The organism is Streptomyces sp. NRRL B-24484 (assembly GCF_000717715.1).
In the GTDB taxonomy this organism is placed as follows: Bacteria; Actinomycetota; Actinomycetes; order Streptomycetales; family Streptomycetaceae; genus Kitasatospora.
In genome coordinates this window covers 20,673-32,976 of sequence record NZ_JOAI01000001.1, presented here as the reverse complement: position 1 = coordinate 32,976, position 12,304 = coordinate 20,673, and the positions used below count along the sequence as shown (strand labels likewise).

11 protein-coding genes are annotated in these 12,304 nt (G+C 74.7%); 3 read left to right on the top strand and 8 right to left on the bottom strand.

The window, feature by feature from the left end; genetic code table 11:
* Positions 1–12: 12 nt before the first annotated feature.
* A complete protein-coding gene (locus IE98_RS0100160) occupies positions 13–729 on the bottom strand; it encodes a MerR family transcriptional regulator (RefSeq protein ID WP_030261977.1) in 717 nt (238 codons plus the stop codon).
* Between the two features lie 421 nt (positions 730–1,150).
* Between IE98_RS0100160 and IE98_RS0100155 the strand changes: the two genes are divergently transcribed.
* On the top strand, positions 1,151–1,621 hold the full coding sequence (locus tag IE98_RS0100155) for a PPOX class F420-dependent oxidoreductase (protein ID WP_030261975.1): 471 nt from the start codon (positions 1,151–1,153) through the stop codon (positions 1,619–1,621).
* 113 nt (positions 1,622–1,734) lie between these two features.
* On the opposite strand, the gene IE98_RS0100150 is transcribed toward IE98_RS0100155, so the two are convergent.
* The 4 genes from IE98_RS0100150 to IE98_RS0100135 all read right to left on the bottom strand — a co-directional run bounded on the left by IE98_RS0100150 (position 1,735) and on the right by IE98_RS0100135 (position 6,254).
* On the bottom strand, positions 1,735–2,148 hold the full coding sequence (locus IE98_RS0100150; protein WP_052389948.1) for a GntR family transcriptional regulator: 414 nt from the start codon (positions 2,146–2,148) through the stop codon (positions 1,735–1,737).
* Positions 2,133–3,137, bottom strand: a complete 1,005-nt coding sequence (locus IE98_RS0100145; RefSeq protein ID WP_030261969.1) for a hypothetical protein — start codon at positions 3,135–3,137, stop codon at positions 2,133–2,135. The genes IE98_RS0100150 and IE98_RS0100145 overlap by 16 nt, the downstream gene beginning before the upstream one ends.
* Positions 3,138–3,301: 164 nt before the next feature.
* Complete coding sequence (locus IE98_RS0100140) at positions 3,302–4,372, bottom strand: isopenicillin N synthase family dioxygenase (RefSeq protein WP_078660671.1); 1,071 nt, start codon at positions 4,370–4,372, stop codon at positions 3,302–3,304.
* Between the two features lie 286 nt (positions 4,373–4,658).
* A complete protein-coding gene (locus IE98_RS0100135) occupies positions 4,659–6,254 on the bottom strand; it encodes an AMP-binding protein (RefSeq protein WP_030261965.1) in 1,596 nt (531 codons plus the stop codon).
* A gap of 226 nt (positions 6,255–6,480) precedes the next feature.
* Here IE98_RS0100135 and IE98_RS0100130 point away from each other — a divergent pair, with 226 nt between their 5' ends.
* Positions 6,481–8,778, top strand: a complete 2,298-nt coding sequence (locus tag IE98_RS0100130; protein ID WP_052389947.1) for a transglycosylase domain-containing protein — start codon at positions 6,481–6,483, stop codon at positions 8,776–8,778.
* A 20-nt stretch (positions 8,779–8,798) separates the two neighbouring features.
* Here IE98_RS0100130 and IE98_RS0100125 read toward each other — a convergent pair whose 3' ends face one another.
* Complete coding sequence (locus IE98_RS0100125; RefSeq protein ID WP_052389946.1) at positions 8,799–9,395, bottom strand: DinB family protein; 597 nt, start codon at positions 9,393–9,395, stop codon at positions 8,799–8,801.
* Between the two features lie 49 nt (positions 9,396–9,444).
* Entirely contained in the window at positions 9,445–10,365 is a 921-nt protein-coding gene (locus IE98_RS0100120) for an oxygenase MpaB family protein (protein WP_078660707.1), read from the bottom strand.
* 243 nt (positions 10,366–10,608) lie between these two features.
* Between IE98_RS0100120 and IE98_RS0100115 the strand changes: the two genes are divergently transcribed.
* Positions 10,609–11,730: a PP2C family protein-serine/threonine phosphatase gene (locus tag IE98_RS0100115; RefSeq protein WP_052390003.1), complete on the top strand. Its 1,122-nt coding sequence runs from the start codon at positions 10,609–10,611 to the stop codon at positions 11,728–11,730.
* Between the two features lie 34 nt (positions 11,731–11,764).
* Here IE98_RS0100115 and IE98_RS0100110 read toward each other — a convergent pair whose 3' ends face one another.
* A complete protein-coding gene (locus tag IE98_RS0100110; protein WP_030261951.1) occupies positions 11,765–12,169 on the bottom strand; it encodes a VOC family protein in 405 nt (134 codons plus the stop codon).
* Positions 12,170–12,304: the final 135 nt, after the last annotated feature.

The following is a 12,304-nucleotide window of genomic DNA, read 5'->3' as shown; positions in this document are numbered from 1 at the left end:
CCGGGGCCGGCGCTACTCGGGGCTGCCGGTCAGCTCCTCGGCCAGCGAGCGCTGGAAGGCCGTGACGATCGCCTGCACCACCAGCGGCTGGATGCGGTCGGTGAGGCTCTTCATCCGGTCCAGGTCGGCCGGGGCGGGCCCGCTCTCCCGGTAGGGCTTCCACACCGTGTCGCGGAACAGCCGGTGCAGGTCGTGCGCGGTGGCCTGGCTGTGCAGCCGGACGACCGCGCGGGCCGCGAGCAGGGTCTCCAGCGGGATCGGCACGTCCAGGATCCGCACGCCGAGCGGCAGGAGACCGGGGTCGGTCTTGAAGACGTCCGGGTCCTCGGTGCGGTGCAGGGCGCCCATGGCGGCGAGCCGGTCCAGGTCGGCCTCGGAGGGGTCGCGGCCGATCCGCCGGGCGAGCTGCCCGCGGTCGGCCTCCTCGGCCGTCTCCGGCGTCCAGGACGCGACCAGCGCCCGGTGGATGGCGAGGTCCAGTGAGCCGATGTCCTCGGGGAGTTGGGCGAGGTAGCGTTCGATCGCGGCCAGCGTGAGGCCCTGCCGCTGGAGTTCCTCGATGAGCTCCAGCCGGCCGAGGTGCTCCGGCCCGTAGCGGCCGACCCGGCGCGGGCCCAGCTCCGGCGGCGGCAGCAGGCCCTTCGCGGCGTAGAAGCGCAGCGTGCGGACGGTCACCCCGGCCCGGGCCGCCAGTTCGTCGACGGTGAGCTGCGGTGTGCCTGCTGTCATCCGGTGCAACCTCTTCCGCCCGTTCGCCCCGCCGGGTGCGGCAGTCCTGCTGTGACAGCACCAGTGTGACAGTGCCGCGACCTGCCGGTCCACCACGCCCGCCCGGCCACCGCCCGGGACCGTCGGCGGCACACCCCGGGGCATCCCCGTGATCACCCGTCCCGCCGGGAGCGGGGACGGGCCGTGCGGCGCGGCCTTCCGGCAGCGCCGGCGGACGGTTCTCCGACTCCCGGAAGGTCCGATCTCCGGGCCGGCCCGACCGGTGGATCCGGCGGTGCACCCTGCTGGCCGACCGCCACGCGGGTCGACGCCCCGGCGGCTCCTCCGGCCGGTTCCTCCGGGCCTGCTCCTGAGCCGCCGTCACCCGAGTGCCCCGAGATCGCACCCGCGCGCTTCGGGCGACACGGCCTAGGCTGGCGCCATGAGCCCTTCGATCGCCACCAACACCCGGGTGGAGCTGGCCGAGTTGCTGGACTTCGTCCGTCCGCGCCACCGGGCGCTGCTGCTCACCCGCCGCGCCGACGGCACCCCGCAGGCGTCCCCGCTGACCTGCGGGGTGGACGACAGCGGCCGCATCGTGGTCTCCACGTACCCGGAGCGGGCGAAGGCCCGCAACGCCCGGCGGGACTCCGCCGTCAGCGTGGTCGTGCTCTCCGACGAGTGGGACGGCCCCTGGGTGCAGGTGGACGGCGAGGCCGAGGTACTGGACATGCCGGCGGCCGTGGAGCCGCTGGTGGAGTACTACCGGAACATCGCCGGTGAGCACCCGGACTGGGACGAGTACCGCGAGGCGATGCGCCGGCAGGGCAAGTCGCTGATCCGGATCACCCCGCGCCGCTGGGGCCCGATCGCCACCGGAGGCTTCCCGGCCCACCTGGTCCAGGACCGCTAGGGCCGGCCCCCGCGCCCGGCGGGCGCGCCCCCCGCGGTCACGCCCGAGAGCGGTGCATCGGACCTCACGCCGTGGCCATGCATCTCCGCGCCCGACGACGGCCTGACTCGACATCAATCATTCTGCGTGTCGCGGACGTTGCTGCCGCCGGGCCCGGTCGGCGGCCCGGTCGGCGGCCCGAGCGCGGCCCGGACGAGGTCGAGGACCTCCTCGTCCGCCAGGCCCTGGGCGCGGGCTTCGGCGACCAGTTCCCCGGCGGCCGCACCGAGCCGGGCCCGGCCGGGTGACGCGGCGTCGGTGAGCTGTGCCCCGCGGCCGCGGCGCAGGTCGACCAGCCCCTCCTCGCGGAGGATCTGGTAGCCGCGCAGCACGGTGTGCATGTTGACGTCGAGCGAGTCGGCGAGGGCGCGTGCGGGCGGCAGCCGGTCGCCGGCCCGCGCCGTGCCCTCGGCGACGGCGCGGCGGACGCAGGCCGCGATCTGCTCGGCGAGCGGCTGCGGAGAGGCGGGGTTCACGCGGAAGAGCACGGGCGCTCCTCCCGTGGTCGCCGGACGAGGGCGGTGAGCAGTCCGGCGGCAGTGGCGGCGTCGGGGACGGAGACGACGAACTCCCGTCCGTCGGTGAGCAGGACGGCGACGGCCTCGCCCGGCCGCAGCACCAGGCCGCTGCGCCCGGGCCCGGAGCGGTACCCCTCGTCGCCGAAGACCCCCGTCCACCGCACCTCGCGGCAGTCGGCGGCGGCGATCCGCTCCAGCGGAAGCTGCATCCACGGCCGGCGGGCGAACGGCAGCCGCACAGCCAGGCCGTGCCGGTCGACGGTGACCCGCACCCGGCCGGTGGCCGTGGCGGTCGCGCCGATCAGGGCGACCGGCAGCGCCCCGGCGCCGGCCCCGGCGACCAGCAGGACGGCGGTGAGCGCCAACAGGGCGGGCCCGAGGGTGCGCAGCAGCGGCGAGCCGACGGTGCGGGACCAGGAGACGGCCTCCCCCTCGGCGAGCTCGACCGGGACGGGCGCCGGGGGAGCGGTCCGGCCGGCGGGCCCCGGGCGGACGACCGTGCCGCCCAGCAGCAGGCCGACGGCCGCCGCGAGAACGGCACCGCAGCCGCAGACGGCCACGGCGGTGCCCGACAGGCGGGCGTCGGCCGCGCGGGCGGTGTGCGCGCCGGCGGCGAGCACCGCGCAGCAGAGCGAGCCGAGCAGGGCGGCGGCTGCCCAGCCGCCGGCGATCAGGGCACGACGGGCCCGGGCGGGCAGGCCTCCGGCGAGTGCCGGCCGGGCCAGGGCGACACCGGTGAGCGCGATCAGGCCGAGGGCGGCGGCGAGGAAGCGCCAGGCGGGCAGGGTGCCGTCGGCGCCGTCCGCCGAGAAGTGCACGGCGAGCGGTTCGGGCAGCCGCGGCCGCAGCCGGGCGTACACCAGCAGCAGCGCCCCGGCGGCGGCCGTGGGCGGCAGGGCGGTGACGGCGAGCGCGGCGCGGGACGGCCGGGACGGCCGGGGTAAGGGCAGGGCGGACACGGGATCCTCCGGAGACGCGAACGATCGCGGATTGTTCGCACCATGCTAGAACAATGCCGAAGCAGTGGTGGAAGGATCCGCGATCGTCGGTGCCGACCTCCGTACGCCCGCGCCCCGGGCCCGCCGGAACGGTCCCGCCCGTCCGGACGGGCCCGGGGCCGCCGTCAGGCGGCGGTCAGTGGCAGCAGGTCCGCGTGGTGGCGGCGGGTGACCTCGGGGTGCGCCCGCAGGTACCCCTTGAGCTCGTTCCGGCCGAATTCGGCGAACAGCGGGTTCGCCGGGTCCTGGGTGGCGCCGGGGGCGTGGTGCGCCTGCGGGAATTCGAGCGGCTCGATGTGCGCGTCCAGCCGCGGGTTGTAGAAGAACGGCACCGAGAACCGCTCGCGGGCGCCGGGCGGGCTGACCACCCGGTGGCTGGTGGCCTTCAGGTAGCCGTCGGTGGCGACCTCCAGCAGCTCGCCGAGGTTGACCACGAAGGCGCCCTCCATCGGCGGTACCTCCAGGAAGGAGCCGTCCGAGCGCTCGACCTGCAGACCGCCGACGGTGTCCTGCAGCAGCAGGGTGATGAAGCCGTAGTCCTTGTGCGAGCCGACGCCCTGCGCGGCGCCGTCCGGCGCGGTGCCGGGGTAGCGGACCAGCTTCAGCCGCAGGTGCGGGTGGCCGGCGAAGGCGTCGTCGTAGAAGTCCGGCCGGGCGCCGATCGAGGTGAGCAGCTCGTGCAGCAGCCGGCGGGCGACGCCGCCGAGCCGGTCGATCCAGTGCAGCGAGGCCTCGCGCAGCTCGGGCAGCGCGTCGGGCCACTGGTTCGGGCCCTCCAGCCACCAGTACGGCGGCTCGCCGGTGCCGGGCACGTGCGGGGGCAGTTCGGCGCCGATGTCGAGCTGGTCGCGCCAGTCCCGGTTGCCGCCGGTGCGCTCGTCGCCCGTCCGGGTGTAGCCGCGGAAGTGCGGGGAGTTCAGGTTGCTCACGGCCAGCCGGTCGGCCTCGGGGAGGGCGAAGAAGGCGTGCATCGCCTCGGTCAGCGCGACGGTCTCGGCCGGGGTCACGCCGTGGCCGACGAGCTGGAAGAAGCCGACGTCGGTGGCGGCGGCGCGGAGTGCCGCGTGGAGCCGCGCGCGGTCCCCGGCACTGCCGTCGGCGAGCGAGAGGTCGATGACCGGGAGGTTCTCGGCGCGGTCGCCGGCGCGGACGTCGAAGGGTCCGGTGGAACCGGTGGGACGGGACTGCTGGGTCATGGGTGACATCACCTGGGTGTCGAATGCCCCGGCGGGCCCGGCGGTCGCCGGGGACGCTGCCGCTGCCGCGCCGGGTGTGGCCGGTGCAGCGGGGCCGGGGGAGGGTGTGTGCCCGAAGGGCGGAGGACGAGCGGGATCAGCCGGAGCGTCGACAGGACATGCTCGTGACGCGGAGCAGGTCCACGTGGCGACGGCTGACGAGAAGGATCACGCAACCAGCGTAACGGACCGCGACCCGGTGGTGGCCGGGCCCTCGCCCGGCCCGCCCGCCGCCCGGGCCGGGGGCTCACCCGGCGAGTGCGCGGGCCGCCCTTTCCCTCAGCTCGTTCTTTCTCACCTTGCCGCTGACCGTCATCGGGAAGCCCTCGACCACGTGCACGTGCCGCGGCGTCTTGTAGTGCGCGAGCCGGCCGCGGCAGAACGCGGCCACCTCCTCGGCGCCCAGCGTGCCGGCCGGGTCGCGCAGCACCACGAAGGCGCAGATCTCCTCGCCGTAGTGCTCGTCCGGCACGCCGACCACCTGGACGTCGGCGATCGCCGGATGGGTGTGCAGGAACTCCTCGATCTCGCGCGGGTACACGTTCTCGCCGCCCCGGATGATCATGTCCTTGATCCGGCCGACGACCGCCAGGTAGCCGTCCTCGTGCATCACCGCGAGGTCGCCGGTGTGCATCCAGCCCTCGTCGTCGATCGCCTCGGCGGTGCGCTCCGGCTCGTTCCAGTAGCCGATCATCACCGAGTAGCCGCGGGTGCACAGCTCGCCGGGCTCGCCGCGGCCGACCGTCCGCCCGGTCTCCGGCTCGACGACCTTCACCTCCAGGTGCGGCAGCACCCGGCCGACCGTGCCCGTGCGGTGCTCCAGATCGTCGTCGCGGCGGGTCTGGGTGGAGACCGGCGAGGTCTCGGTCATCCCGTACGCGATGGCCACCTCGGCCATGTGCATCTCGGTCTGGACGCGCTTCATCACCTCCACCGGACACGGCGAGCCCGCCATGATGCCGGTGCGCAGCGAGGCGAGGTCGTAGGTCGCGAAGTCGGCGAGGCCCAGCTCGGCGATGAACATCGTCGGCACGCCGTACAGCGAGGTCGCCCGCTCGGCCTGCACCGCGTGCAGGGTGGCGGCCGGGTCGAAGCCCTGCCCGGGGATCACCACGCAGGCGCCGTGGCTGACCGCCGCGAGGTTGCCCATCACCATGCCGAAGCAGTGGTAGAAGGGCACCGGCAGGCAGATCCGGTCCTGCTCGGTGTACCCGACCAGCTCGCCCACCCAGAAACCGTTGTTGAGGATGTTGCGGTGCGAGAGGGTGGCGCCCTTCGGGAAGCCGGTGGTGCCCGAGGTGTACTGGATGTTGATCGGGTCGTCGGGCGCCAGGTCGGCCGGGAACTCCCCGTCCCCGTCGAGCTCCAGGAACTCCGGGTCGCCGATCCACAGCGTCTCCCGCAGACCCGGGCACTCCTCGCGGACCTCGGCCACCATCGCCCGGTAGTCGCTGGTGCGGTACGCGGGCTGGGCGACCAGCAGGCCCACCCCGGACTGGTTCAGCGCGTACGCCAGCTCGTGCGTCCGGTAGGCCGGGTTGATGTTCACCAGGATCGCGCCGAGGCGGGCGGTGGCGTACTGCACCAGCACCCACTCCGGGCAGTTGAGCGCCCAGATGCCGACCCGGTCGCCGCGGCCGACCCCGTGCGCCTGCAGGCCGCGGGCCACCCGGTCCACGTCCCGGCCGAGTTCGGCGTACGTCCAGCGGCGGCCGCTCGGCACGTCCACCAGCGCCTCGCGGTCCGGATGGGCGGCGACCGCCCGGTCCAGGCACTGCCCGATCGTCTCGTCCAGCAGCGGCACGTCGGTGCGGCCGTGCGTGTGGGACGCCTGTGCGGTCACCGTTGACCTCCTGGGCCGGTCACGGCCGGGGGGACCGGCCGGGACCAAGGCTTGCCACCGGGCGCCGCCGCGTCAAGAGCACACGGCCCCGGCGCGCCGCCGGCCGCCCCGGGGGAGGCGCAGGGGAGGCGCGGGGGAGGACCGGGCGGGCGCTGTCACGGAGTTGTGACGAAAGCGGGAAGAAAACCGGTTCGCGACGGCCGATGGTTCGCCTAGGGTCGATCCCATGGCGCGTCACAACTCCATCGGATACCGCAAGAAGGCCGTTCTGGCAGCCCGTCTGGTCGGCGCGAGCGCCCTGGGCGGCGTCCTCGTCGCAGGCATCGCCCTCCCCGCCGTGGGGGCCGCCGGGCTGGGTGCGCAGTCGGCGGTGGAGGACTTCGACAGCCTGCCGGACGACTTCAGGACACCGCCGCTGTCCCAGGCGACCACCGTCTACGACGCGGACGGCGGCACGATCGCCACCGTCTACAGCCGGGACCGCACGGTCATCGGCTCCGACGCCATGTCGCCGCTGGTCAAGACCGCCCTGGTGGACATCGAGGACAGCCGCTACTACCAGCACGGCGCCGTCGACCTGAAGGGCGTGCTGCGCGCCGTCAACTCCAACGCGGCCTCCGGCACCACCGCGCAGGGCGCGTCCACGCTCACCCAGCAGTACGTCAAGAACGTCTTCGTCGACCAGGCCGGCGACGACGTGCAGAAGGTCCAGGAGGCGCAGCGCCAGACCCTGGACCGCAAGGTCCGCGAACTCAAGTACGCCATCAAGGTCGAGGAGACCCTGACCAAGGACCAGATCCTCGCCAACTACCTCAACATCACCTTCTTCGGCGAGAAGGCGTACGGCATAGAGACGGCCGCCCAGCGGTACTTCAGCGTGCACGCCAAGGATCTGACGCTCCCTCAGGCGGCGCTGCTGGCCGGCCTGGTGCAGTCGCCGTCCGCCTACGACCCGATCGTCAACCAGGCGGCGGCGAAGACGCGCCGCGACACCGTGCTGCGCCGGATGGCCGAGCTCGGGCACATCACCGCGGTGCAGGCGGCGCAGGCGATCGCCTCGCCGGTCGAGCTGAAGGTGACCCGGCCGCACCAGGGCTGCATCACCGCGGGGACGGGCGAGGGCTTCTTCTGCGACTACGTGCAGCGGGTGGTGCTGTCCGACCCGGCCTTCGGGAAGACCCCGGAGGAGCGGAAGGCGCTGTGGAAGCGCGGCGGACTGCAGATCCGCACCACCCTCGACCCCAAGGCGCAGAAGGCGGTGCAGCAGGCCGTCACCGCGCACGCCGCGCCGTCGGACCGGCCGGCCGCGGTGATGACGGTCGTCCAGCCGGGCACCGGCAAGGTGCTGGCGATGGCGCAGAGCCGCCCGTACGGGCTCGGCAAGGACCAGACCACGATCAACCTGAACGTGCCCAAGCGGGTGGGCGGCGGTCTCGGATTCCCGACCGGCTCCACCTTCAAGCCGATCGTGGCCGCCGCGGCGCTGGAGAACGGCATCCCGGCGAGCCGCACCTACACCTCCGGCTACAGCATGCCGTGGCCCGCCATGCGGGACTGCTCGGGCGGCCGCTTCCCCGAGAGCGGCGAGGTGCACAACGACAGCCGCAGCCTGGTCGGCAGCTTCGCCATGCCGGCCGCGATGAAGCAGTCGGTCAACACCTACTTCGCCAACCTGGAGGCCGAGACCGGCCTGTGCGAGGTGGCGAAGACCGCCGCCAGGCTGGGCATCACCCAGCAGGCCGGCGGCGAGAAGCTCAGCGTGGTGCCGTCGATGACCCTCGGCAGCAACGACCTGACGCCGCTGGAGATGGCGAGCGTGTACGCGGCGTTCGCCGCCCACGGCACCTACTGCGCGCCGACCGCGATCACCTCGGTGACCGGTCCGGACGGCAAGGCCCTCGGGGTGCCGAAGGCCTCCTGCACCGGGGCGATGTCGCGGACGACCGCGGACACCGTCACCGCGATGCTGCGCGGCGTGGTCGAGGACGGCGGCACCGGCGCCACCGCCGGCCTGTCCGACCGGGCGACGGCCGGCAAGACCGGTACCACCAACGAGGGCCGGCAGGTCTGGTTCGTCGGCTACACGCCGGAGCTGGCCGCCGCGACGGTCGTCAGCGACACCACGGACCCGGCTCCGCTGGAGGGCCAGCGGATGGGCGGCGAGCGGATCGACGCGGCCTTCGGCGGCGCGGTCGCCGGTCCGATCTGGCGGCAGGCGGTGGAGGACGCGCTGGACGGCGTCCCGGCGGGGGAGTTCACCGCCGTGCGGCTGCCGTCGGCGGACCCGGAGCCGTCCGACCCCGACGGGCAGGCCACGGAGACCGGCCGGCCGACCCCGGGCGGAGGACAGCCGGCCACCGGACGGCCGACCCAGGGCGGGCGGCCCACCCGGGGCGGGGACCAGACGTCCCCCGGACCGGGCCGGCCGAGCCCGGGTCCGGGCACCGGACGCCCGTCCCACGGCACCGTGGTGCCGATCCCGGGCACCGGTACGGCGCAGCCCAGCCAGGGCGCCGGTCAGTAGCCGTTCCGGAGCCGGGCCGGTCAGTAGCCGGTCGCGCCGTCGAGGCGCTCGCGCAGCAGGTCGGCGTGGCCGTCGTGACGGGCGTACTCGGCGATCATGTGGACCAGGATGCGGCGCAGCGACACAGGCTGCCCGGTGGCCCGGTGCACGCCGGTGACGTCCAGGGAGGGGGCGGCGGCGACGATCTCCCGGGAGCGCTCGCACTCGGCCCGCCAGACGGCCAGTGCCTGGGCCGGGTCGCCGTCCAGGCTCTCGAAGTCCTGGTCCGGGTCGTCGTCGGAGTAGTAGAGCATCTCCGTCGGCAGCCCGGCGAACTGCAGGTGCAGCCACCAGCGTTCGACCCCGGCGAGGTGCCGGAGCAGCCCGTGCAGGGTCAGCCGGGACGGCGGCACGGCGTGCTCGGACAGCTGCGCGGGCGTCAGCCCGGCGCACTTGAGGGCCAGCGTCTCGCGGTGGTGCTCCAGGTAGGCGGTGAGGATCTCCCGCTCGTCGCCGACCAGCGGGAGGGCCGGCCGGGCGCCGCCGTCGTCCCAGGTCTGGGAGTAGTTCTGCGGCGGGATCGCGGGCACGGGGTTCTCCGTCGCCGGGCCGTCGGACTTCTCGGGGTTCTCGGTCATCCCGCCAGCCTGGCACGGGCCACCGACAGCGCCCGGGAGCGGCGGCGCGTCAGGACGCCCCGGCGCCGAAGGGGCAGCCCCCGCCGCTCCGGCCCGCGGCGGACCCCTCTGCGGGCCCGGCGGCCGGTGCCTCGAACGTCCCGAGCTCGGAGATGCGGTAGCCGTCGGGGTAGCCGCGCACCTGTCGGCCGTCCCGGGCCAGGTGCGGCCTGCGGCGCGGCGGCAGCAGCCGGACCAGCCGGCCCCGCAGCCGCATCCCGCCGCGGACCAGTGCGGTGAGCACGGCCGGCGGCCGCGGGTAGCCGAAGGCCTCCCGCAGCGGGTCGTCCAGCAGGCAGATCGAGGAGCGCCGCATCTGGGCACCGAGCGGGCGCGGGTACCAGCTCGCGGTGAGGTCGAGGGTGGCGTCGGAGACCGCCCGGCCGCCCTCGTCGAAGGCGAAGTTGGCCTCCTCGTAGGCGTCCAGCAGCTGCTCGAACCCCTCGTACGTCTCCGGGACGTCCCGCAGCCCCATGTGCCGGCCGAGCTCGCGGTAGTAGTTGACGGCGGCGCGGACCTCGTGCGCGGAGTACGGGCGCCAGCCGTAGTCGTCCAGCCAGCGCTTGGGCACCACCACGAAGGTGGCGAGGACGTAGACGAAGTCCTCGTTGGAGATCTCGTACCGCCGGTGCATCCCGTTCATCCGGCGGATCGCCTCACGCCCCTGCTCCGAGCCGAAGCCGTGCTCCAGCACGGCCTCCAGGATCAGCACGGTGTCGTCGTACCGCTTCTGCGCGCGGCCGGTGAACTCTCCCGTCCGGGCCAGCAGCCGGCCGATGGACGGCACCGCGTAGGTGCGGTAGAGGGCGAAGCCGAGCGACTGGTTGGTGTCCCACGGGAACTCGTACCAGCTGCTGATCCGGTAGATCTCCGCGTAGTCGGTCTCCGGATCGAGCTGCCGGATCCGGTCCAGCCAGCCGTGACGCTTCATCATGGACCTTCCGACGGACCGGGGGCGGGAGCGGTCCCGACTGTAGGGGCTGTCCAAGATCACGGTCAACGGCGCCGGCTGGCCGCCGCCCGCCCGGACGCGCGCCCGGGCCGCCGCCGCACCGGGGGCCGTGTCGCGGAGGTGGGCGACCCGTCCCGGGTGCAGGGTGGAGGGGTGACGGTGCACGGACGGCGGCGCCCGGCTGCCCTGCGCGGGGCGTGGCGGCGAGCCCATGCGCTGGTGATGATCCCGCTGGGATTCATCGTGCTGATCTCCGTGGTCGACCTGGCCTCGCCGACCGACGTGCACCTCGGCCCGCTGCTGGTGGTCGCCCCCGCGATCACCGCCTCCTTCGCCGGCGCCTGGCTGACCGGCCTGATCGGCGCCCTGGCGGTGACCGCGCAGGTGGTCATCGGGATCTTCCACGGCGGCCTGTTCACCACCAACCACGAGACGCAGATCATCGCGCTGATCCTGGTCTCCACGCTGATCGTGCTCTACTGCCGCGTCCGGGAGAGACGCGGGCGCGAACTCACCCGGGTGCGCTCCGTCTCGGAGACCGTCCAGCGGGTGCTGCTGCGGCCGCTGCCCGACCGGCTGGGGCCACTGCGGCTCGCCGCCCTCTACCTGCCCGCCGAGGACGAGGCGCTGCTCGGCGGGGACCTGTACGCCGCGACCCGGGTTCCCGGTGCCACCCGGGTGCTGATCGGCGACGTCCGGGGCAAGGGCCTCACCGCGATCGAGGACGCCGCCCAGGTGCTCGGCGCCTTCCGCGAGCTCGCCCACCACCACACCGGGCTGCCCGGGCTCGCCGCCGCCCTCGACGCCGGCTTCGCCCGGCACCTGGCCGAGACCGCGGGGAGCACCGGGGCCGCCGGGGCCGCCGGGGACGGAGACCGGGACGCCGGGAGCGCGGCCGGGTCTGCCGGGGCGGCCGGCGAGGACGATGCCGTGGAGCGCTTCGTCACCGTGCTGCTCGCCGACCTGCCGGACGACCCGGTGGAACCGGTCCGGATCGCCAACTGCGGGCACCCGCCGCCGCTGCTGCTGGCCGAGGGGAAGCCCGTCCGGACCCTGGAGGCGGTCCACTCCGCCCCGCCGATCGGGCTCGGCACCCTGCCCGGCGCGCACTACCGGCAGGAGAGCTACGACGTGCGCTCCGGCGAGACGCTGCTGCTGTACACCGACGGGGTCACCGAGGCCCGCGACGGAGAGCGGGCCTTCTACCCGCTCTCCGAACGCGCCGCGGACTGGGGCGGCGCCGAGCCGTCCGCGCTGGTCGACCGGCTCCGCCGCGACCTGCTGGCGCACGTCGGCGGGCGGCTCAAGGACGACGCCGCCGCGGTGGCCATAGAGCGGGCCTGACGGGAAGGTGCCGGACGGTACCGGGGCCGACGGCTCAGGCGCCGGCCGGGCGCTCCTGGACGGCCCAGCCGTTGCCGTCCGGGTCGGTGAAGAAGACGAAGGAGTTCCAGTCCCCGCCCTTGCCCTCGGCCCGCACCCCGTCCTCGAAGTGCTGCACCGGGCCGACCTCGACGCCGCCCGCGACCAGGGCCGCCCGGGCCGCCTCGACGTCGTCCACCACCAGTTGCAGGCCCTGCAGCGAACCGGGCAGCGAGTCGCTGACACCGGTGCCGATGACGATCGAACAGGCCGAGCCCGGCGGGGTCAGCTGGACGATCCGCGCCTCCGCGCCGATCCGGGTGTCGGTGTCGACCACGAAGCCGACCCGGTCGGCGTAGAACCGCTTGGCCCGGTCCACGTCGGACACCGGGACGACCACCACTTCGAGCTTCCAGTCCACCGTCCGGCTCCTCCGCCCGTCGTCCGGCCGGGCGGCCGTCCGACCGCCCGACCCGGTCCCACCCACTGTGCTCGACGGGACACCCCGCGTCCCGGCCGACACGCAGGGTCGCGGGCCGGGAGCCTCCCCGAGACC